Source organism: Pseudomonas sp. GLN_2 (assembly GCF_043106005.1).
GTDB lineage: Bacteria > Pseudomonadota > Gammaproteobacteria > Pseudomonadales > Pseudomonadaceae > Aquipseudomonas > Aquipseudomonas alloputida.
The window spans coordinates 1-20675 of record NZ_JBICMC010000067.1 but is presented as its reverse complement, the minus strand read 5'-3'; the positions used below and the strand labels follow the sequence as shown (position 1 = coordinate 20675).

Annotated in this window: 20 protein-coding genes; 13 read left to right on the top strand and 7 right to left on the bottom strand. The window is 62.0% G+C overall.

Features of this window, described 5'->3' with window-relative positions; all coding sequences use genetic code 11:
* Positions 1 to 119 precede the first annotated feature (119 nt).
* Together ACF8Q6_RS15780 and ACF8Q6_RS15775 are read left to right on the top strand one after the other, a co-directional pair.
* A complete protein-coding gene (locus ACF8Q6_RS15780; protein ID WP_003252043.1) occupies positions 120 to 374 on the top strand; it encodes a succinate dehydrogenase assembly factor 2 in 255 nt (84 codons plus the stop codon).
* Positions 358 to 816, top strand: coding sequence for a protein YgfX (locus tag ACF8Q6_RS15775; RefSeq protein WP_392489832.1), 459 nt, complete (start codon positions 358 to 360; stop codon positions 814 to 816). The genes ACF8Q6_RS15780 and ACF8Q6_RS15775 overlap by 17 nt, the downstream gene beginning before the upstream one ends.
* 118 nt (positions 817 to 934) lie before the next feature.
* Here ACF8Q6_RS15775 and nadB read toward each other — a convergent pair whose 3' ends face one another.
* Complete coding sequence (nadB, locus tag ACF8Q6_RS15770; protein ID WP_003252045.1) at positions 935 to 2539, bottom strand: L-aspartate oxidase; 1605 nt, start codon at positions 2537 to 2539, stop codon at positions 935 to 937.
* Positions 2540 to 2974: 435 nt separating this feature from the next.
* Between nadB and rpoE the strand changes: the two genes are divergently transcribed.
* From rpoE to pdxJ, 10 genes are all read left to right on the top strand, one after another.
* Entirely contained in the window at positions 2975 to 3556 is a 582-nt protein-coding gene (rpoE, locus tag ACF8Q6_RS15765) for an RNA polymerase sigma factor RpoE (protein WP_003252049.1), read from the top strand.
* 33 nt (positions 3557 to 3589) lie between these two features.
* Entirely contained in the window at positions 3590 to 4180 is a 591-nt protein-coding gene (locus tag ACF8Q6_RS15760; RefSeq protein ID WP_003252050.1) for a sigma-E factor negative regulatory protein, read from the top strand.
* Between the two features lie 12 nt (positions 4181 to 4192).
* Entirely contained in the window at positions 4193 to 5158 is a 966-nt protein-coding gene (locus ACF8Q6_RS15755; protein WP_392491392.1) for a MucB/RseB C-terminal domain-containing protein, read from the top strand.
* Positions 5159 to 5364: 206 nt separating this feature from the next.
* Positions 5365 to 6768 carry a DegQ family serine endoprotease gene (locus tag ACF8Q6_RS15750; RefSeq protein WP_392499087.1) on the top strand — a complete coding sequence of 468 codons (1404 nt, stop codon included), beginning with the start codon at positions 5365 to 5367 and terminating at the stop codon, positions 6766 to 6768.
* A gap of 180 nt (positions 6769 to 6948) precedes the next feature.
* Positions 6949 to 8748 carry a translation elongation factor 4 gene (lepA, locus tag ACF8Q6_RS15745; RefSeq protein WP_010952535.1) on the top strand — a complete coding sequence of 600 codons (1800 nt, stop codon included), beginning with the start codon at positions 6949 to 6951 and terminating at the stop codon, positions 8746 to 8748.
* A 5-nt stretch (positions 8749 to 8753) separates the two neighbouring features.
* The gene (lepB, locus tag ACF8Q6_RS15740; RefSeq protein WP_003252057.1) at positions 8754 to 9608 is read left to right on the top strand and encodes a signal peptidase I; all 855 of its coding nucleotides are present in this window, start codon (positions 8754 to 8756) and stop codon (positions 9606 to 9608) included.
* 163 nt (positions 9609 to 9771) lie between these two features.
* Positions 9772 to 10461: a ribonuclease III gene (gene rnc, locus ACF8Q6_RS15735; protein WP_003252059.1), complete on the top strand. Its 690-nt coding sequence runs from the start codon at positions 9772 to 9774 to the stop codon at positions 10459 to 10461.
* A complete protein-coding gene (gene era, locus ACF8Q6_RS15730) occupies positions 10454 to 11356 on the top strand; it encodes a GTPase Era (RefSeq protein WP_003252061.1) in 903 nt (300 codons plus the stop codon). The genes rnc and era overlap by 8 nt, the downstream gene beginning before the upstream one ends.
* Positions 11357 to 11525: 169 nt before the next feature.
* Positions 11526 to 12209, top strand: coding sequence for a DNA repair protein RecO (recO, locus tag ACF8Q6_RS15725; RefSeq protein ID WP_003252064.1), 684 nt, complete (start codon positions 11526 to 11528; stop codon positions 12207 to 12209).
* Between the two features lie 61 nt (positions 12210 to 12270).
* On the top strand, positions 12271 to 12993 hold the full coding sequence (gene pdxJ / locus ACF8Q6_RS15720; protein WP_014754330.1) for a pyridoxine 5'-phosphate synthase: 723 nt from the start codon (positions 12271 to 12273) through the stop codon (positions 12991 to 12993).
* 125 nt (positions 12994 to 13118) lie between these two features.
* Here the strand turns inward: pdxJ and ACF8Q6_RS15715 are convergent, their stop codons facing one another.
* Complete coding sequence (locus ACF8Q6_RS15715; protein WP_392490531.1) at positions 13119 to 14501, bottom strand: heavy metal sensor histidine kinase; 1383 nt, start codon at positions 14499 to 14501, stop codon at positions 13119 to 13121.
* Positions 14498 to 15172, bottom strand: coding sequence for a heavy metal response regulator transcription factor (locus ACF8Q6_RS15710; RefSeq protein ID WP_003252070.1), 675 nt, complete (start codon positions 15170 to 15172; stop codon positions 14498 to 14500). Before ACF8Q6_RS15710 ends, ACF8Q6_RS15715 begins: the two co-directional genes overlap by 4 nt.
* A 310-nt stretch (positions 15173 to 15482) precedes the next feature.
* Between ACF8Q6_RS15710 and ACF8Q6_RS15705 the strand changes: the two genes are divergently transcribed.
* Positions 15483 to 15692, top strand: a complete 210-nt coding sequence (locus ACF8Q6_RS15705; protein WP_392490530.1) for a hypothetical protein — start codon at positions 15483 to 15485, stop codon at positions 15690 to 15692.
* Between the two features lie 69 nt (positions 15693 to 15761).
* Here the strand turns inward: ACF8Q6_RS15705 and cmoB are convergent, their stop codons facing one another.
* The 4 genes from cmoB to lon form a co-directional block, all read right to left on the bottom strand.
* Positions 15762 to 16718, bottom strand: coding sequence for a tRNA 5-methoxyuridine(34)/uridine 5-oxyacetic acid(34) synthase CmoB (cmoB, locus tag ACF8Q6_RS15700; protein WP_392490529.1), 957 nt, complete (start codon positions 16716 to 16718; stop codon positions 15762 to 15764).
* Positions 16715 to 17458 carry a carboxy-S-adenosyl-L-methionine synthase CmoA gene (gene cmoA / locus ACF8Q6_RS15695; RefSeq protein ID WP_004575434.1) on the bottom strand — a complete coding sequence of 248 codons (744 nt, stop codon included), beginning with the start codon at positions 17456 to 17458 and terminating at the stop codon, positions 16715 to 16717. Before cmoA ends, cmoB begins: the two co-directional genes overlap by 4 nt.
* 89 nt (positions 17459 to 17547) lie before the next feature.
* Positions 17548 to 17940, bottom strand: coding sequence for a protease inhibitor I42 family protein (locus ACF8Q6_RS15690; protein ID WP_161774355.1), 393 nt, complete (start codon positions 17938 to 17940; stop codon positions 17548 to 17550).
* 151 nt (positions 17941 to 18091) lie between these two features.
* Positions 18092 to 20509 (bottom strand): endopeptidase La, encoded by a 2418-nt coding sequence (gene lon / locus ACF8Q6_RS15685; protein WP_012053599.1) that lies wholly within the window; start codon positions 20507 to 20509, stop codon positions 18092 to 18094.
* Between the last annotated feature and the right edge of the window lie 166 nt (positions 20510 to 20675).

Genomic DNA, 20675 nt, shown 5'->3' with positions numbered 1-20675 from the left:
GCTAAAGACTGGCGGCCATCATAGAACGCCGGTAACAAAATAGGTAGGTGACTAGACCAACGCCCGGTGTCGCTTCGCGCGCCTGGCTGTATACTGGCGGCCCATTCGAGGAGGGCCCCATGGTCGAACAAACTGAACTCAACCGGCTTTTCTGGCACAGCCGCCGCGGCATGCTGGAACTGGACGTACTGCTGGTGCCTTTCACCCAGGAAGTCTACCCCACCCTCAATGAGACCGACCGTGAACTGTACGTGCGTCTCTTGAGCTGCGAGGATCAGGACATGTTCGGCTGGTTCATGGAGCGCACCGAGTCCGAAGACCCGGAACTGCAGCGCATGGTCCGCATCATTCTGGACCGTGTCCAGCCCAAGTGAGGGCTTCGAGTGCCGCTGGCATGGCTCGCGCCTGCTGCTGGTGGCCTACCTGGCTTGTCAGGTACTGGCGTGGCTTGCCGTGTGGGCGAGCCCGCTGCCCGGGTGGCTGACCTTTTCGGTTGTCGCCGCCTGCACGGCCCACGCTGGCTGGGCCATCCCCCGACGTATCCTGTTGACCCATGAGCATGCGGTTGTCGGCCTGCGCCGTGATGCGCGGGGCTGGCAGGTGTTCAGCCGTGCCTGTGGGTGGCAGTCAGTGCGCTTGTGCCGGGACAGCGTGGCTTTGCCTGGGCTGGTGGTGTTGCGCTTTGAGCGGGCGGGGCGGTGGTTGGGGCAGAGCCAGTGCGTACCGGGGGATGCGCTGGAGCCGGATGAGCATCGGCGGTTGCGCGTGCGATTGAAGTTCAGCCGGCGGCGCTGGGCTGCGGTGAGCCGGGCATAGATCAGGATCGGGTCAGCTTCTTCTCGGGCTCGCCCGCACCCACAGGTAATGCGCAATGCTGCAAGGCAGTTAACCCCCTGTGGGAGCGGGCGAGCCCGCGAAGGTCGCGACGCCGTTTTCAGAGCGGGCTGAGGATGGTGTCCTTGGCCTCGTCCAGCATCCCTGGATAATCCAGTGTGTAATGCAACCCTCGGCTTTCCTTGCGCTGCATGGCGGACAGGATCATCAGTTCGGCCACTTGCGCCAGGTTGCGCAGCTCGATCAGGTCACGGCTGACCTTGTAGTTGCTGTAGAACTCGTCGATTTCATCCAGCAGCAGGCGAATGCGGTGCTGGGCCCGCTGCAGGCGCTTGCTGGTGCGCACGATGCCGACGTAGTCCCACATGAAGCGCCGCAGTTCGTCCCAGTTGTGCGCAATGATCACGTCCTCGTCCGAGTCGGTCACCTGGCTGGCGTCCCAGCCGGGCAGGGCCTTGGGCATGTCCACTTGCTCCAGGTGCGCCTGGATGTCGGCAGCGGCGGCGCGACCGTATACGAAACATTCCAGCAGCGAGTTGCTGGCCATACGGTTGGCGCCGTGCAGGCCGGTGAAACTGGTTTCGCCGATGGCATACAAGCCAGGCACATCGGTGTGGCCGCAGTCGTCGACCATCACCCCGCCGCAGGTGTAATGCGCCGCAGGCACCACCGGGATCGGCTGACGGGTGATATCGATGCCAAAGGCCAGGCAGCGCTCGTACACGGTGGGGAAGTGGCTCTTGATGAAATCTGCGGGCTTGTGAGTGATGTCCAGGTATACGCAGTCCACGCCCAGGCGCTTCATCTCGTGGTCGATGGCGCGGGCCACGATGTCCCGTGGGGCCAGCTCTTCGCGTGGGTCGAAGCGTGGCATGAAGCGTTCGCCGTTGGGCAGGCGCAGCAGGGCGCCCTCGCCGCGCAGGGCTTCGGTGATCAGGAAACTCTTGGCCTGTGGGTGATACAGGCAGGTCGGGTGGAACTGGTTGAATTCCAGGTTCGCCACTCGGCAGCCGGCCCGCCAAGCCATGGCGATACCGTCGCCGCAGGCACCATCGGGGTTGCTGGTATAGAGGTAGACCTTGGCCGCACCGCCCGTGGCCAGCACGGTGAAGCGCGCGCCGAAAGTGTCCACCTCGCCGGTGTTGCGGTCGAGCACGTAGGCGCCCAGGCAGCGTTCGCCGGGCAGGCCCAGGCGGCGTTCAGTGATCAGGTCGACCGCCACCCGCTGTTCCAGCAGCTGGATGTTCGGGCGCTGGCGAGCCTGTTCCAGCAGCGTGGTGAAAATTGCCGCGCCGGTAGCGTCGGCGGCATGGATGATGCGCCGGTGGCTATGGCCCCCTTCACGGGTGAGGTGGAACTCGAAACCGCCATCGTCGACGCTGTAGTGCTCATCGCGGGTGAAGGGCACGCCTTGCTCGATCAGCCACTGGATCGCTTCGCGGCTGTGCTCGACGGTAAAGCGCACGGCGTCTTCATGGCACAGCCCGCCGCCGGCATTGAGGGTGTCCTCGACATGCGACTGCACAGTATCGGTATTGTCCAGCACTGCAGCGACGCCACCCTGGGCCCAGAAGGTCGAGCCGTTGGACAGGTCGCCCTTGCTCAATACGGCAACGCGAAGGTGGCTGGGGAGGTTAAGTGCCAGGCTGAGACCGGCGGCACCGCTGCCGATCACCAGGACATCATGTTGGAATTGTTGGCTCATGTCGGGACACTAGTAATCTTTAGGAGGGGCACGGCACAATGGTCACGCGCGGATGGCATTGTGAAACTATCGTTAAACGTGTCGGGATGCCTTTATAGCAGCCCCGGGTGGCCAATTTCCATGCTACCTGCCAGGTTGCGACGACCTTTGTGGGAACTTTCCGACATGGCCGGAAATCCTATGAAGGCTGCCCGTACGCCACAATTTGCCGCGGCGACGCAGGGCGGCAGGCCTTTCCGGGCTTTACCCCTGCGTATTTGAAACCTGATTATCGACGTAGCCGGCCGTGACCGCGCCGCGTCTTCCGTGCAAGCCGACCAAGGGCTGCAGGAAACTTGCTTGGAGGGGAGAACTTTTGCGCAAAGCCCGAGTCTATGTTTGCAAGCCTGAGCGATGGCTGATGCAACGCTCCTTCGAGTTCACTGAGGAGTGTTCATGCTAACCCAGGAAGAGGATCAGCAGCTTGTCGAGCGCGTTCAGCGCGGCGACAGGCGAGCTTTCGATCTGTTGGTGCTGAAGTATCAGCACAAGATTCTCGGGTTGATCGTGCGGTTTGTCCACGATACCCACGAGGCCCAGGATGTAGCACAGGAAGCCTTCATCAAGGCCTACCGTGCGCTTGGCAACTTCCGCGGCGACAGTGCGTTTTATACGTGGCTGTACCGCATCGCCATCAACACGGCGAAGAATTACCTGGTGTCCCGTGGAAGACGGCCGCCAGACAGTGATGTGAGCTCCGAGGATGCGGAGTTTTACGACGGCGATCATGGTCTCAAGGATCTCGAGTCCCCAGAGCGCTCGTTGTTGCGGGATGAAATCGAAGGCACTGTCCATCGCACCATCCAGCAACTGCCTGAAGACCTGCGTACGGCATTGACGCTACGCGAGTTCGACGGGCTGAGTTACGAAGACATTGCCAGTGTCATGCAATGTCCGGTGGGTACCGTGCGCTCTCGAATCTTCCGCGCTCGGGAGGCCATAGATAAAGCCCTGCAGCCGTTGTTGCAGGAAACCTGAGACAGCGGCGACAGCGCCAAGAGAGGAACCGCCATGAGTCGTGAAGCTTTGCAGGAATCGCTGTCCGCGGTGATGGATAACGAAGCGGATGAACTGGAACTGCGTCGGGTGTTGAACGCCGTCGACGACGCCGAAACCCGTGCTACCTGGTCGCGTTACCAGGTTGCCCGTGCAGCCATGCACAAGGAGCTGCTGCTGCCTAACCTGGATATCGCCTCGGCAGTGTCCGCGGCGCTGGCCGACGAAGCCGTGCCAGCCAAGGTCAAGAAAGGCCCTTGGCGCAGCATTGGCCGTCTGGCGGTAGCCGCCTCGGTTACTGTCGCGGTACTGGCCGGTGTGCGTATGTACAACCAGGACGAGATCACGGGTGCAGAGCTTGCTGCCCAGCAGCCTGTCCAGCAGGGCCTGAGTGTGCCACAAGCGCAAGGCCCGGCCGTCTTGGCAGGCTATAGTGAGAGCAGTGAGCAACCGACCGGGCCGATGGCCAATGGCGTGCTGCAGAACCAGGCCGGCTGGGATCAGCGTCTGCCAGGCTACCTGCGCCAGCATGCCCAGGAATCTGCGCTCAAGGGCACTGAAACCGCATTGCCGTATGCCCGCGCCGCCAGCCTGGAAAACCGTTAAGTAAGGAGGATCATGCGCGCGCTACCTCTCCTGTCGCTGCTGATTGGCAGCTGCATGACGGTGCCAGCATTGGCGGCCAATTCTTCGCCTGAGGCGAGTGAGTGGTTGAACAAGCTGGCACAGGCCGAGCAAAAACAGAGCTATCAAGGGTCGTTCGTCTACGAACGCAACGGCAGTTTCTCCTCCCACGACATCTGGCACAGGGTCGACGACGGCAAGGTCAGCGAGCGGCTGTTGCAGCTTGATGGCGCCGCCCAGGAAATCGTGCGCGTGGATGGCAAGGTGGAGTGCGTCAGCGGGGCCTTGGCCAGCGGTGTCACGGCGCCGCCGGATACCGCACCGCGTGTGCTTGATCCGCTGAAACTGATGGGCTGGTACGATTTGAGTGTTGCAGGCAAGTCACGGGTCGCCGGGCGCGATGCCGTGATCATTACGCTCTCGCCACGCGACCAGCATCGCTATGCATTCGAATTGCATCTGGACCGTCACTCGGGTTTGCCGCTGCGTTCGTTGATGCTCAACGACAAGGGGCAGTTGCTGGAACGCTTCCAGATGACCCGTCTCGATACCGATGATGTCCCCAGCGACGCAGACCTGCGCCCAGGTGCTGGCTGCAAGCCGGTGCAACATGTGGCGGCCGGCAGCAATGATACCGTCGCGGGTTGGCGTTCGGACTGGCTGCCACCCGGTTTCGAGCTGGTCAACAGCTCGGTACGCCGTGATTCCAAGCGCAACAGTTCGGTCAGCAGCTTGATGTATGACGACGGCCTGGCGCGTTTTTCGGTGTTCATCGAGCAAGTGAGCGATGATGGCGGCACCGACATGCGCACCCAGTTAGGCCCGACCTCGGCAGTCTCGCGTCGCCTGAATACACCCAAGGGCAAGGTGATGGTGACCGTGGTTGGCGAAATTCCGCTGGGTACGGCAGAACGCGTCGCCCTGTCGATGCGCCCCCAGGATGCCCAGGCGCGCCAGTAATGGCGCGCTTTTGCGTGCCGAGCCAAGGCGGGTGGGTATACGGCTGAAATGAAATTAAAGCATTGTCATTTGCAATCCATCGGCAAATTTTCTATAGGTCAGGCTTTGAAGAGCCTGGCCTTTTCTGCGTTGTGCAGGGGTCTTTCCAAACTACCGCTCGTTGTGACGGGAGTCGTATGTCAATACCACGCTTGAAATCCTACCTAATGATGTTCGCTGCTGTGCTGATGCTCGGCCAAGTCCTCACCGCCCAGGCCGAGGAAGCCCTGCCGGACTTCACCACCCTGGTGGAGCAGGCTTCGCCGGCGGTGGTCAACATCAGTACCAAGCAGAAGCTGCCTGACCGCCGAATCGCCGCAAACCAGATGCCGGATCTGGAAGGCCTGCCGCCGATGTTCCGCGAGTTCTTCGAGCGCAACATGCCCCAGCAGCCCCGTTCGCCGCGCGGCGACCGCCAGCGCGAGGCGCAGTCGCTGGGCTCGGGTTTCATCATTTCCAGTGATGGCTACGTGCTCACCAATAACCATGTGGTGGCCGATGCCGACGAGATCATCGTCCGCCTGTCGGACCGTAGCGAGCTGCAGGCCAAGCTGGTGGGTACCGACCCGCGTACTGACGTGGCGCTGCTGAAGGTCGATGGCAAGAATTTGCCAACGGTGAAACTGGGTGACTCCGAGAAGCTCAAGGTGGGCGAGTGGGTACTGGCCATCGGTTCGCCGTTCGGCTTCGACCATTCGGTGACCAAAGGTATCGTCAGCGCCAAGGGCCGGACCCTGCCCAATGACACCTACGTACCGTTCATCCAGACCGACGTGGCCATCAACCCGGGTAACTCCGGCGGCCCCCTGTTCAACATGAAAGGCGAAGTGGTGGGTATCAACTCGCAGATCTTCACCCGTTCTGGCGGTTTCATGGGGCTGTCGTTCGCCATTCCGATTGACGTGGCGCTTGATGTCTCCAACCAGCTGAAGAAAGACGGCAAGGTCAGCCGCGGCTGGCTGGGCGTAGTGATTCAGGAGGTCAACAAGGACCTGGCTGAATCGTTCGGCCTGGACAAGCCGGCGGGCGCCCTGGTGGCTCAGGTGCTGGAAAACGGCCCGGCAGCCAAAGGCGGCCTGCAGGTGGGCGACGTGATCCTCAGCATGAACGGCCAGCCAATCGTCATGTCGGCCGATCTGCCGCACCTGGTTGGCAGCCTCAAGGATGGCGAGAAAGCCAGGCTGGAAATCATCCGCAACGGCAAGCGCCAGAACCTGGACATCAGCGTCGGCGCACTGCCGGACGACGATGTCGACATCGGCACCGGTGCCGAAGGCGGCGCCGAGCGCAGCAGCAACCGCCTGGGTGTATCGGTCGCCGACCTGACCGCCGAGCAGAAAAAATCCCTGGAGCTCAAAGGTGGCGTGGTCATCAAGGAAGTGCAGGATGGCCCCGCAGCCATGATCGGCCTGCGCCCGGGTGATGTCATCAGCCATCTGAACAACCAGGCGATCGGTTCGGCGAAGGAATTCACCGAAATCGCCAAGGAGTTGCCGAAGAACCGTTCTGTGTCGATGCGCGTGCTGCGTCAGGGCCGCGCCAGCTTCATCACCTTCAAGCTTGCTGAATAAGCGGTTTCGCAAGGCGAAAGGGCAGCTTCGGCTGCCCTTTTTCATGAATCTTCACAATTGCCGGAATGATTGCTGTGTACAGTCGGACAGAGGAATCTCCCATAACCCAGCAGCTTAAGGTACAATTCCCGGCTATTTTTCGGCGGGCGTCCGGCTCGCAGCCTTTTCGAGTGTTGACCCGTGAGTGATTTGAGTCATATCCGCAATTTCTCCATCATCGCCCACATCGACCATGGCAAGTCGACGCTGGCTGACCGTTTCATCCAGATGTGCGGTGGCCTGTCGGCGCGCGAGATGGAAGCCCAGGTGCTCGATTCCATGGACCTGGAGCGTGAGCGCGGTATCACCATCAAGGCCCACAGCGTCACCCTTCACTACAAGGCGCAGGACGGCAAGACCTATCAGCTGAACTTCATCGATACCCCCGGCCACGTCGACTTCACCTACGAAGTTTCGCGCTCGCTGGCGGCCTGTGAAGGGGCACTGCTGGTGGTTGACGCTGGTCAGGGCGTGGAGGCCCAGTCCGTAGCCAACTGCTACACCGCCATCGAGCAGGGCCTGGAGGTCATGCCGGTCCTGAACAAGATGGACCTGCCCCAGGCCGACCCGGACCGTGTCAAGGACGAGATCGAGAAGATCATCGGTATCGATGCCACCGACGCCGTGGCCTGCAGCGCCAAGAGCGGTATGGGCGTTGACGAGGTGCTCGAGCGCCTGGTGCACACCATCCCCGCGCCAGAAGGTGAGATCGATGCACCGCTGCAAGCGCTGATCATCGACTCCTGGTTCGACAATTACCTGGGTGTGGTCTCGCTGGTGCGTGTGCGCCAGGGCCGCGTCAAGAAAGGCGACAAGATCCTGGTCAAGTCCACCGGCAAGGTGCACCTGGTCGACAGCGTCGGTGTCTTCACCCCGAAACACACCCAGACCGCTGATCTGAAAGCCGGCGAAGTAGGCTTCATCATCGCCAGCATCAAGGACATCCACGGTGCCCCGGTTGGCGACACCCTGACCCTGTCCTCGACCCCTGAAGTCGAAGTGTTGCCAGGCTTCAAGAAGATTCAGCCACAGGTCTACGCCGGCCTGTTCCCGGTCAGCTCCGACGACTTCGAGGATTTCCGCGATGCTCTGCAGAAGCTGACCCTGAACGACTCCTCGCTGCAGTACATGCCGGAAAGCTCCGACGCGCTGGGCTTTGGCTTCCGTTGCGGTTTCCTGGGCATGTTGCACATGGAGATCATCCAGGAGCGCCTGGAGCGCGAATACGACCTGGACCTGATCACCACCGCACCCAGCGTGATCTATGAGCTGGAGTTGAAAACCGGCGAAACCATCGTCGTCGACAACCCGTCCAAGCTGCCGGACGTCTCGGCTGTAGCCGACTTCCGCGAGCCGATCGTCACCGCGACCATCCTGGTTCCGCAGGAACACCTGGGTAACGTCATCACCCTGTGCATCGAGAAGCGTGGCGTACAGCGCGACATGCAGTTCCTCGGCAGCCAGGTGCAGGTGCGTTACGACATGCCGATGAACGAAGTGGTGCTCGATTTCTTCGACCGCCTCAAATCCACCAGCCGCGGCTATGCTTCGCTGGATTATCATTTCGATCGCTACCAGTCGGCCAACCTGGTCAAGCTGGACGTACTGATCAATGGCGACAAGGTCGATGCCCTGGCATTGATCGTGCACCGCGACAACGCGGCCTACAAAGGCCGTGCGTTGACCGAGAAGATGAAGGAACTGATCCCTCGGCAGATGTTCGACGTAGCGATCCAGGCAGCCATTGGCGGCCAGATCATTGCGCGGACAACCGTCAAGGCGCTCAGAAAGAACGTACTGGCCAAGTGCTACGGCGGTGACGTCAGCCGTAAGAAGAAGCTGCTGGAGAAGCAGAAGGCCGGTAAGAAACGCATGAAACAGGTGGGCAATGTGGAAATTCCACAAGAAGCCTTCCTCGCCGTGCTCAGGTTGGATAGCTAGGTCCTATGTCGCTAAATTTCCCGCTGTTGCTGGTCATCGCCGTCTTCATCTGCGGTCTGCTGGGCTTGATCGACCTGCTGTTCCTGGCCCCGCGCCGGCGTGCGGCAATCGCCAACTATCAGGGCAGCGTCAGCCAGCCTGAGATGGCGGTGGTCGAACGGCTGAACAAGGAGCCGTTGCTGGTTGAGTACGGCAAGTCGTTCTTCCCGGTGCTGTTCATCGTGCTGGTGCTGCGTTCGTTCCTGGTCGAGCCGTTCCAGATCCCTTCGGGATCGATGAAACCGACCCTGGAAGTGGGCGACTTCATCCTGGTGAACAAATTCTCGTACGGCATTCGCCTGCCGGTGATCGACAAGAAGGTCATCGAGGTCGGTGACCCGCAACGCGGGGATGTGATGGTGTTCCGCTACCCGAGCGACCCGAATGTCAACTACATCAAGCGTGTGGTTGGCCTGCCGGGCGACGTAGTCCGCTACACCAACGACAAGCGGCTGTTCGTCAACGGCCAGCCCGTTGCCGAACAACTGGTGGGCAGTGAGCCGGGAACCCTGGGCAGTGCTCAGCTGTACAAGGAAAAGCTCGGCGCCGCCGAACACCTGATCCGCAAGGAAATGAGCCGTTATCGCATGCCGCCGGACCAGCAGTGGACCGTGCCTGCGGGCCATTACTTCATGATGGGCGACAACCGCGACAACTCCAACGATAGCCGTTTCTGGGATGACCCGAACATTCCCAAGGAACTGCACGGCATGGTTCCGGACCGGAACATTGTCGGCAAGGCCTTCGCGGTGTGGATGAGCTGGCCAGAGCCCAAACTCAGCCACTTGCCCAACCTGTCGCGGGTTGGCCTGATCCATTGATACCCATCGGCGCTGTCCAGCAGACAGCGCCGAATGCATTTCTGACATAGGCTGTGTTCTCAGGGATCGGGAGATTCGCCACACACCAATCGGCGGACCACAGCCAAACAGTCTTTCAGGATGTTGATTTGAACAACGCGTTGAACAACGATCGGGTGGCCGCATGAGTGCTTCCCTTGCCGGTCTGGAGCGAAAGCTCGGTTACACCTTCAAGAACCAGGACCAGATGCTCCTGGCACTGACCCATCGCAGTTACGCCGGGCGCAACAATGAGCGCCTGGAGTTCCTCGGTGACGCCATTCTCAACTTCGTTGCCGGCGAAGCGCTGTTCGAGCGTTTTCCGCAGGCCCGCGAAGGCCAGTTGTCGCGGCTGCGTGCGCGGTTGGTCAAGGGCGAGACCCTGGCCCGTCTTGCCCGTGGTTTTGATCTGGGCGATTACCTGCGCCTGGGTTCCGGAGAACTCAAGAGCGGCGGCTTTCGCCGCGAGTCGATCCTGGCCGACGCCCTGGAGGCACTGATTGGTGCCATCTACCTGGACGCTGACATGGACACCGCCCGGGAGCGCATCCTGGCCTGGCTGGCCGATGAGTTTGAAGGCCTGACACTGGTCGACACCAATAAAGATCCGAAAACCCGCCTGCAAGAGTTCCTGCAGTCGCGCAGCTGTGAGCTGCCGCGTTACGAAGTCGTGGATATCCAGGGTGAACCACACTGCCGGACCTTCTTCGTCGAATGCGAAGTGGTACTGCTGAACAACAAGAGCCGTGGTCAAGGCGTTAGCCGGCGTATTGCCGAGCAAGTCGCCGCCGCGTCTGCACTGATCGCCCTGGGCGTGGAGAATGGCAATGACTGATAGCAACCCGACCCGCTGCGGCTACGTAGCCATTGTTGGCCGTCCCAACGTCGGCAAGTCGACCCTGCTCAACCACATCCTGGGCCAGAAGCTGGCGATTACTTCGCGAAAGCCGCAGACCACCCGCCACAACATGCTCGGCATCAAGACCGAAGGTGATGTGCAGGCCATCTACGTCGATACCCCCGGTATGCACAAGGCCAACGACAAGGCCCTGAACCGTTACATGAACCGCAATGCCTCGGCGGCCCTCAAGGACGTCGACGTGGTGATCTTCGTGGTCGACCGTACCAAGTGGACCGACGAGGACCAACTGGTTCTGGAGCGCGTGCAATATGTGACCGGCCCGCTGATCATCGCGGTCAACAAGACCGACCGTATGGAAGAGAAAGCCGAGCTGATCCCGCACCTGCAGTGGCTCCAAGAGCAACTGCCGAACGCCGAAGTGATGCCGATTTCCGCGCAGCAGGGGCACAATCTCGAGGCGCTGGAAGCACAGATCGCCAAGCACCTGCCCGAGAACGATCATTTCTTCCCCGAAGACCAGATCACCGACCGTAGCAGCCGCTTCCTGGCCGCCGAACTGGTGCGCGAGAAGATCATGCGCCAGTTGGGTGCGGAGTTGCCGTACCAGATCACCGTGGAGATCGAGGAATTCAAGCAGCAGGGCCATGTGCTGCACATTCACGCGTTGATCCTGGTTGAACGCGATGGCCAGAAGAAAATCATCATTGGTGACAAGGGTGAGCGCATCAAGCGCATCGGTTCCGAGGCGCGCAAGGACATGGAAGTGCTATTCGATTCCAAGGTCATGCTCAACCTGTGGGTCAAGGTAAAGGGCGGCTGGTCCGACGACGAGCGCGCCCTGCGTTCGCTGGGCTACGGCGACCTGTAAGCCGCGCGCTGGTCCCTGTAGGGGCGGCCTTGTGTCGCGATAGGGCCGTGCAGCAGCCCCGGCGATTTATGCTGCGAAGCTAAAAATCGGGGGCCGCTTTGCGGCCCTTTTCGCGACACAAGGCCGCTCCCACAAGGGCCAGTGCAACCCTCGGCGCGAGTGATTTTTAATGGAACAACCTGTCGGCCAGCCAGCCTACGTGCTGCACAGCCGTGCCTATAAGGAAACCAGCGCGCTGGTGGACTTTTTCACCCCGCAGGGCCGTATGCGCGCCGTGCTGCGTCGTGCGCGGGGGAAGGGCGGTAGCCTGGTGCGGCCGTTCGTCCTCCTGGAGCTAGAGCTGCGGGGGCGCGGCGAGCTGAAGAATGTCGGCCGCATGGACAGCAACGGCATCGCCGCCTGGTTGCATGGCGATGCGCTGTTCAGCGGGTTGTACCTGAATGAGTTGCTGATGCGGCTGCTGCCCGCCGAAGCACCGTTTCCGGCCATTTTCGAACACTACACCCTGACCTTGCAGGCCCTGGCTGAAGGCCGCCCGTTGGAGCCTCTGCTGCGTTCGTTCGAATGGCGGCTGCTTGATGAGCTCGGGTATGCGTTTTCATTGAGCCAAGACGTCAACGACCAGCCAATCGCCGCCGACGGCCTGTATCGCCTGCGCGTGGATGCCGGCCTGGAGCGGGTCGAGCTGTTGCAGCCCGGCCTGTTTCGCGGGATCGAGTTGCTGGCCCTGGCTGAAGCCGATTGGGACGCACCTGGCGCCTTGCTCGCTGCAAAGCGGCTGATGCGCCAGGCACTGGCAGTTCATCTCGGGGCAAAACCGCTGGTCAGCCGGGAACTGTTTCGCAAGCGCTGATCAGGACGTATGCTGTTGGGCTCAATCTTCAGGAGAGCCTTTCGTGACTCACAGTAACCGCATGCTTCTTGGCGTAAACATCGACCACGTGGCGACCCTGCGCCAGGCCCGTGGCACGCGCTACCCTGACCCGGTCAAGGCTGCCCTGGACGCCGAGGAAGCAGGCGCCGATGGCATCACCGTGCACCTGCGTGAAGACCGCCGGCACATCCAGGAGCGTGACGTTGTGCTGCTCAAGGATGTGCTGCAGACCCGCATGAACTTCGAGATGGGCGTCACCGAAGAGATGATGGCCTTTGCCGAGAAGATTCGCCCGGCGCACATCTGCCTGGTACCCGAAACCCGTCAGGAGCTGACCACTGAAGGTGGCCTGGATGTGGCAGGGCAGGAAGCGCGGATCAAGGCTGCAGTCGAACGGCTGGCGCGTACCGGTGCCGAGGTGTCGCTGTTCATCGACGCCGATGAACGGCAGATAGAGGCCTCGCATCGGGTTGGCGCACCGGCCATTGAGCTTCACACCGGCCGTTATGCCGATGCCGAAACCCCCACCGAAGTGGCTGAAGAGCTCCAACGTATCGTCGAGGGTGTGGCGGTTGGCGTGGGGCATGGGCTGATCGTCAATGCGGGTCACGGGCTGCACTACCACAACGTCGAGGCGGTGGCGGCGATCAAGGGAATCAATGAGCTGAACATTGGCCATGCGCTGGTGGCGCATGCCTTGTTTGTCGGCTTCAAGGCTGCTGTGGCCGAGATGAAGGCGCTGATCGTGGCGGCTTCGCGCTGATTGTTGGTCGCCTGTAGCGGCCTCTTCGCGGGCAAGCCCGCTCCCACAGGTACCCACAGGCCTTGAGGCTGTGCAGCCCCTGTGGGAGCGGGCATGCCCGCGAAGAGGCCAGCACAGGCGGCCGATCACTCGGCAGGAAACACCAGGGTAAACCGGGTAGGCCCCAGGGGGCAGCTGCTGACCTCGACCCGCCCGCCATGCAACTGCATGATCGACTTCACGATCGCCAACCCCAACCCGGTCCCGCCCTCCAGCCGCGAACGCCCCGAACCTACCCGGTAAAACCGCTCGAACAAGCGCGACTGGTGCTCAGCAGGCACACCCGGCCCCTGGTTCTCCACGGATAGCCTGACTTCGCTGCCCGAGCGTTCGATGCGCAGAGCCACGGTTTTACCCTCAGGACTGTGCCGTATGGCGTTGCTCAACAGGTTCGACAGTGCCCGCTGAAACATCAGCCGGTCTCCCAGCGCTGTCCCCCAACCCTGAACACGTAGCTCAATTTCTTTCAGCTCGGCACTGTAGGCAAACAGCTCGACAACCCGCGCTGCCTCGTCGGACAGCGCCAAGGGTTTCAACGCAACCTGCGTATGCGGCTGGCTGACCTGGGCAAGAAACAGCATGTCGTTGATGATGCGGTTGAGCCGGGTCAGCTCTTCGATGCTGTCTTCAAGCACTTCCCGATAGTTGGCGTTGTCCCGTTCACGGGCCAGTGTCACCTGCGCCTTGCCCATGAGGTTGCTCAACGGTGTGCGCAGTTCATGGGCCAGGTCGTCAGAGAACTGCGACAGCTGCCTGACACCTTGGTCGAGTCGATCGAGCATCACGTTGATACTGCCGGCCAGGTCTGCCAGTTCCTGCGGCAGGGAGGTAGCGGGCAGGCGATGCTGCAGGTCCTGGGCCGACACCTGCCCGGCAATGCGCCGGAAGTGCCGCAATGGTTTCAGGCCGCGCTGCATCAGCCACCATGCCCCCGCACCAATCAAAACCAGTAGCAGTGGCAAGGCGAGCAACGTCGAGTGCAGGTAGGCTTGCAGCAGGGCGTTGTCGTCGGCGCGGTTGAGCGACATCATCACCTTGACAGGGGTGTTGTCGCGCAGGCGCATCAGCCGGGTAACGGTGAGGATCTGGTTACCGCCGCTGTCACGCCAGGCGTGAAAGGCCAGGCGCGCATCGGTGTGCAGTTCACCGACCCGCGATTCCAGGGCCGGGCCGAGGCTGAGCAGGTGGGGGTGGCGGCCGTCGAGAGCCAGCACACTGAGGCTTAGGTTGTCATGCCCCATCACCAGGTCCAGCAGTGGATGGGCGCGGCTGCCCAGGTCCTCGCTGCGCAGGTCGACACGCAGGTTGTGCTCGACCTGAAGCATCTTGCGCGCCAAATCCTTGCGCGCGCGGCTGTCCAGTTCGTGATCCAGGGCAAACACGGCCAGGCAGGCCAGCAGCAGCACCAGTGCGGCGCCCATCAATGTCACGCTCAGACCCAGGCGTAACGACAGGCTGGCGTTTTTCAAAGGCGAGCCTCAAGTACGTAGCCCACACCACGCAGGGTATGGATCAGCTTGTTGTCGAACGGGTCGTCGATCTTCGCCCGCAGGCGCCGGATCGAGACCTCGACCACGTTGGTATCGCAGTCGAAGTTCATGTCCCACACCAGCGAGATGATCTGCGTGCGCGACAACACTTCGCCAGTCTGGCGCATTAGCAGGTGCAGCAGGGCGAACTCCTTGGCGGTCAGGTCGATGCGCTGCCCGGCGCGGTAGGCGCGGTGGCGGCCGGGGTCCAGTTCCAGGTCAGCGACGCGCAGGGTGCTGGGCTGCAGTTGCTGGTCGTTGCGGCGTAGCAGGCTGCGGATGCGCGCCAGTAGCTCAGGGAACTCAAAGGGCTTGAGCAGGTAGTCATCCGCGCCCAGGTCCAGGCCTTTTACCCGGTCGGCCAAGCGACCGTGGGCGGTCAGCATCATGATGCGCGTGGCCGATTCGGCACGTAGCCGCTGCAGCACGGTCCAGCCATCGATTTCGGGCAGGTTGACGTCGAGGATGACCAGGTCATAGGCCTGTTGGCGTGCCAGGTGCAGGCCGTCGGTGCCTGTGTGGGCGCAGTCGACCACGTAACCGTTCTCGCGAAGGCCCTGTTGCAGGTAGTCGGCGGTACGCAGCTCGTCCTCGATGATCAGTAGGCGCATGGGGGGCTCGGTGTGTTGAAAGGGGGCGATTCTTGACCCTGTAGTGACATCAGGGTCAAGCGCTCCAATGTTACGGCATGAAAAAAGGCCTGCGGTGCAGATAACGGATTTGTAATTCTGCTGTTATCTGGCTGTCTGTTCGGGCCTCTTCGCGGGTAAACCCGCGCCTGTAGGAACGGGTTTAACCGCGAAGAGGTTCGAACAGTCCACACAAGGCCACATTGCAGGACTGTAATCCCCGCCTCACCTTGCCGTTAGCCAGCCCTCGCTAGGATGGCCGTGTCTGATCGGTTATTACGAGGCAAACACGATGAACCTGACCAAATACCTGCTGTTGGCCACCCTTGCCCTGGGCAGCGCCAGTGTTTATGCCGAGGGCGGTGCGGAGCGCTCGAAGCAGTTCTGGCAAGCCTTCCGCGAAGACCAGCAGCGACTGCACGGCGACAAGCAACAGGCTGTTGCCGAGCGCGAGCGCGAGCGCAAGGCGCAAGAGAAGGCGCGTGAGGTGGCCAAGGATTGAGGTAACGACACCTGCGCCGCGACGGCTCCTCGCCGCAGGTGTATTCAGGCGCCCCTGCGGGCGCCTTTTTTATTTGCGCGCCAGCAGGGTGGCGCGGCGTGGGGCAGGCAGGCCTTCGACGGTCCTGCTGTGGTCGTTCGGGTCGAGGAAGTCGCTCAGCGACTGGTAGCGCATCCAATCGGTACTGCGCTGCTCCTCGACGCTGGTCACGCTCACGTCGACGCAGCGCACATCGCTGAAGCCGGCACGGCGCAACCAGCGGGCCAATGCCGGTACCGACGGCAGGTACCAGACGTTGCGCATCTGTGCGTAGCGGTCCTCAGGCACCAGCACCTGGTTTTCGTCGCCCTCGATAACCAGCGTTTCCAGCACCAGCTCGCCACCTTTGACCAGGCAGTCCTTGAGCGCCAGCAGGTGCTCGATGGGCGAGCGGCGGTGATAGAACACGCCCATGGAAAACACGGTATCGAAACCTTCAAGGTTGGCGGGCAGGTCTTCCAGGGCGAACGGCAGGTGCCAGGCCGGTAACTCCGGCAGGTATTGCTGCACGGCCTGGAACTGGCAGAAGAACAGCCAGTTGGGGTCGACCCCGACCACCATGTCTGCACCGGCGCCGAGCATGCGCCATTGGTAGTAGCCATTGCCACAGCCCACGTCGAGTACGCGTTTGCCTTTGAGGTCCAGGTGCGGGCCGACCCGCGACCACTTCCAGTCCGAACGCCATTCGGTGTCAACGTGCACGCCAAACAGGTCGAATGGCCCCTTGCGCCAGGGCGACAGGCCCATCAGTGCCTGGCGCATCTGCGCGCGGGTGGCGTCGTCGCAGTCGCAATCCAGACGCAACCCGTTGACCAGGTCGACTTCACTGGGTTGCAGCGCGGGCAGGGCTTCCAGCGCCCCGCGCCAGCGGTCGAGGTCACCGTGACCCTTTTCCAGCTTGGCGTCCAGTTGCGCTTGCAGGCCTTGCGACCAGGAAGCCAGGGGCGTGCCCGCCAGGCGGCGGACGAGGGGAGACAGATCGATCATGGCAGGGCTATCAACGAGGCGAAGTTAAGGCATTGGAACCAAGGCACCACTTTCGAGAAGCCGGCTGCGCGCAGGCGTTCCTGGTGGGTTTCGAGTGTATCGGGCTTCATCACGTTTTCGATGGCGCTGCGCTTCTGGGCGATCTCCAGTTCGCTGTAGCCATTGGCCCGTTTGAAATCCAGGTGCAGTTCATTGAGCAGGTCCTGCGCTTGCTCATCGGCGAAGCGCAGCTTTTCCGACAGAATCAGCGCGCCGCCGGGCAGCAGCGCCTGGCGGATTCGCCCGAGCAGTTCAAGGCGCTGGTCAGGTGCGATGAACTGCAGGGTGAAGTTCATCGCCACTACCGAGGCCGGCTCGAAGGGCAGGGCAAGGATATCGGCTTCCAGCACGTGCACCGGCAGCAACTCCTGGAACATCGAATCCTGCGCAGTGAGGTACTGGCGGCAGCGCTCGACCATGGCGGCGGAGTTATCCACCGCGATTACCCTGCAGCCGTCGCTGCGCACATGGCGACGCAGCGACTGGGTAACGGCGCCCAGCGATGCGCCCAGATCGTACAGTGCGGTGCCTGGCTGGGCGAACCGGGCGGCCAGAACCCCGAGGTTCTCGACAATGGTTGGGTAACCGGGCACCGAGCGCTTGATCATATCCGGGAACACACGTACGACGTCTTCGTTGAAGACGAAGTCGGGCACCTGCTCCAGGGGTTGGGAGAAAAGGCGGTCGGGTTGTTTGCTCACGGCGAATCCAGGCGGCTGGTGATAGGCAGGGGGCGCATTCTAGCCAAACCGCAGCCGGGATGCATGGTTGGCTGACCAGCGCTGTGCGTTCAATTGACCCGAATGGCGCAATCGAAGGTCTGCACCGGGCGCACTTCCGGGGCCCAGGGTTGCTGGTAGACCAATACCAGGTTCCCTTCGCCGGCAGCGCGGGCCTGGAAGCGCCAGGTCGACATGCCCGAGCTGCCGACGATACCGGTGTCTTCAGGCGCGCTGTAAACCTCGGGGCCAAGGCTTTGCAATACGTTGGGCGCCGGGTTCTGTACCAGCCAGCGGTAGCCGGTGGTGGGGTTGCTGGGCAGGGTAAGCGTGAGGATCTGGCCGACCTGCAGGCGCTTGGGGCATTCGCTTTCGGCGTCCAGGTCAACAGGCTGCGAGGGTTGCTGCGCGCAGGCAGAAAGCAGGGCGAAGCTCAGGGGAACGAGCAGACGAGGAGAGGTCATGGTGGCTCCGAAGGCGGGCGATGGCCTGAGGATACCCGATGATCGAGGAAATTTGTGCTGCCTGTGCCGGCCCTTTCGCGAGTAAGCCCGCGCCTGCAGGGATAGCGTACCCGTGCAGGCGCGGGCTTGCCCGCGAAGAGGCCGGTGCAGGCTAGAACAGCACTTTCGCCACGTCGGCAAAGCGCTTGGCGAAGTGCACTGTCAGGCCTTCGCGCAGGTAGTCCGGCAGTTCTTCGAAGTCGCCGCGGTTGGGCTCCGGCAGGATCAGTTCGAAAATCTTCTGCCGCCGCGCTGCAATCACCTTCTCGCGCACGCCGCCAATCGGCAGTACCTGACCGGTGAGGGTCAGCTCGCCCGTCATGGCGACACCCTTTTTGGCAGGCTGGTCGCGGGCCAGTGAAAGCAAAGCGCTGGCCATTGTGATGCCGGCACTGGGGCCGTCTTTGGGCGTGGCGCCTTCGGGTACGTGCAGGTGGATGAACGCTTCATTGAAGAAACCTGGATCCCCGCCAAATTGCTTGAGGTTGGAACTGATGTAGCTGTAGGCAATTTCGGCAGACTCCTTCATCACGTCACCCAGTTTGCCGGTCAGCTTGAAGCCGCGGTTGTGGGTGTGGATGCGGGTCGCCTCGATCGGCAGCGTGGCACCGCCCATGCTGGTCCAGGCCAGGCCGGTGATCACGCCTTTGCCAGCCAGTACCTGCTCGCTGCGGAACACCGGTATGCCGAGTGCGGTCTCCAGGTCTTTGGTGCCGATCTTAAGCTTGGCGTCGGGATTTTCCAGCAGCTTGACCACGGCCTTGCGCACCAGTTTGCCCAGTTGCTTCTCCAGCTGGCGCACGCCGGCCTCGCGGGCATAACCGTCGATCACCAGGCGCAGTGCACTGTCGCTGATGCTGAGGCTGGTCTTGGAAACGCCGGCCTTTTCCAGCTGCTTGGGCCACAGGTGGCGCTTGGCGATGGTCATTTTTTCTTCGGTGATATAGCCGGACAGGCGGATCACTTCCATGCGGTCGAGCAACGGCCCGGGTATTGAATCGAGGGTGTTGGCAGTGCACACGAACAGTACCTTGGACAAGTCCAGGCGCAGGTCGAGGTAGTGGTCGAGGAAGTCGACGTTCTGCTCGGGGTCGAGGGTTTCCAGCAACGCTGATGCCGGGTCACCTTGGTAGCTCTGGCCCATCTTGTCGATTTCGTCGAGCATGATCACCGGGTTCATCACTTCGACGTCTTTCAGGGCCTGCACCAGCTTGCCGGGCTGGGCACCGATGTAGGTGCGGCGGTGGCCCTTGATCTCGGCTTCGTCACGCATGCCGCCGACGCTGAAGCGATAGAATGGCCGGCCGAGCGATTCGGCGATGGACTTGCCGATGCTGGTCTTACCCACCCCAGGCGGGCCCACCAACAGCACGATCGAGCCGCTGATCTCGCCTTTCCAGGCGCCCACGGCGAGGAACTCGAGGATGCGCTCCTTGATGTCGTCGAGGCCGGCGTGGTACTGGTCGAGGACTTTGCGCGCATGTTTGAGGTCGAGCTTGTCTTTGCCGTACACGCCCCACGGCAGGGCGGTGGCCCATTCCAGATAGTTGCGGGTGACGGCGTATTCGGGCGAGCCGGTTTCCAGGATGGCCAGTTTGCCCATCTCTTCATCGATGCGCTTGCGTGCCTGGGGCGGCAGAGTCTTGCCTTCCAGGCGCTGTTCGAACTGTTCGAGGTCGGCGCTGCGGTCGTCCTTGGTCAGCCCCAGCTCCTGCTGGATGACCTTGAGTTGTTCCTTGAGGAAGAACTCGCGCTGGTGCTCACCGATCTGCCGGTTGACCTCGGCCGAAATCTCGTTCTGCAAGCGTGCGACTTCCACCTCTTTGCGCAGCATTGGCAGTACCTTTTCCATGCGTTTGAGCATGGGCACGCAGTCGAGCACTTCCTGCAACTGGTTGCCGGTGGCCGAGGTGAGCGCGGCGGCGAAGTCGGTGAGCGGCGAGGGGTCGTTGGGGCTGAAGCGGTTGAGGTAGTTCTTCAGCTCTTCGCTGTACAGCGGGTTGAGCGGCAGCAGCTCCTTGATCGCGTTGATCAGTGCCATGCCGTAGGCTTTGACCTCGTCGGTCGGCTCGGCGGGCTGGCGCGGGTATTCGACTTCGACCAGGTAGGGCGGGCGGTGGTGCTTGAGCCAGTTGCGGATACGCACCCGGGACAGGCCTTGGGCGACGAACTGCAATTTGCCGTTTTCGCGGCTGGCATGGTGCACCTTGACCAGCGTGCCGTACTGCGGCAGTGCCGAGGTGTCGAAGTGGCGGTGGTCTTCTGGCGGGGTGTCCATGAAGAACAGCGCCAGGCAGTGGTCCGGTGACTTGGCCACCAGGTCGAGCGTTTCGGCCCAGGGTTCTTCATTGACGATGACCGGCAGTACCTGGGCCGGGAAGAACGGGCGATTGTGGATCGGGATGACGTAGACCTTGTCCGGCAACTGCTGGCCGGGCAGGGCGAGGGCGTGGCCGGTTTCGGCCTGGAGGGTGTGTTCGACTTCGCTGTGTTCGTCCGGGTGTTCCGGGAAATCCTGCTGGTCGCTCATGGGGCACCTGCGTGAATGACTATGGTGCTTAGATGGGGCGGGAGGGGATGGGTTTCAATGGTGTGGGAGCGGCCTTGTGTCGCGATTGGGCTGCGCAGCAGCCCCAGCATCCATCCAGCATTCTAGAGCGTTGGGGCCACTGCGCGAGCCAATCGCGACACAAGGC

Coding starts and splice junctions, on each gene's coding strand:
- ACF8Q6_RS15780 (WP_003252043.1), top strand. CDS start 120: ATGGTCGAACAAACTGAACTCAACCGGCTTTTCTGGCACAGCCGCCGC.
- nadB (WP_003252045.1), bottom strand. CDS start 2,539: ATGAGCCAACAATTCCAACATGATGTCCTGGTGATCGGCAGCGGTGCC.
- rpoE (WP_003252049.1), top strand. CDS start 2,975: ATGCTAACCCAGGAAGAGGATCAGCAGCTTGTCGAGCGCGTTCAGCGC.
- ACF8Q6_RS15760 (WP_003252050.1), top strand. CDS start 3,590: ATGAGTCGTGAAGCTTTGCAGGAATCGCTGTCCGCGGTGATGGATAAC.
- ACF8Q6_RS15755 (WP_392491392.1), top strand. CDS start 4,193: ATGCGCGCGCTACCTCTCCTGTCGCTGCTGATTGGCAGCTGCATGACG.
- ACF8Q6_RS15750 (WP_392499087.1), top strand. CDS start 5,365: ATGATGTTCGCTGCTGTGCTGATGCTCGGCCAAGTCCTCACCGCCCAG.
- lepB (WP_003252057.1), top strand. CDS start 8,754: ATGTCGCTAAATTTCCCGCTGTTGCTGGTCATCGCCGTCTTCATCTGC.
- rnc (WP_003252059.1), top strand. CDS start 9,772: ATGAGTGCTTCCCTTGCCGGTCTGGAGCGAAAGCTCGGTTACACCTTC.
- era (WP_003252061.1), top strand. CDS start 10,454: ATGACTGATAGCAACCCGACCCGCTGCGGCTACGTAGCCATTGTTGGC.
- recO (WP_003252064.1), top strand. CDS start 11,526: ATGGAACAACCTGTCGGCCAGCCAGCCTACGTGCTGCACAGCCGTGCC.
- pdxJ (WP_014754330.1), top strand. CDS start 12,271: ATGCTTCTTGGCGTAAACATCGACCACGTGGCGACCCTGCGCCAGGCC.
- ACF8Q6_RS15710 (WP_003252070.1), bottom strand. CDS start 15,172: ATGCGCCTACTGATCATCGAGGACGAGCTGCGTACCGCCGACTACCTG.
- ACF8Q6_RS15705 (WP_392490530.1), top strand. CDS start 15,483: ATGAACCTGACCAAATACCTGCTGTTGGCCACCCTTGCCCTGGGCAGC.
- cmoB (WP_392490529.1), bottom strand. CDS start 16,718: ATGATCGATCTGTCTCCCCTCGTCCGCCGCCTGGCGGGCACGCCCCTG.
- ACF8Q6_RS15690 (WP_161774355.1), bottom strand. CDS start 17,940: ATGACCTCTCCTCGTCTGCTCGTTCCCCTGAGCTTCGCCCTGCTTTCT.
- lon (WP_012053599.1), bottom strand. CDS start 20,509: ATGAGCGACCAGCAGGATTTCCCGGAACACCCGGACGAACACAGCGAA.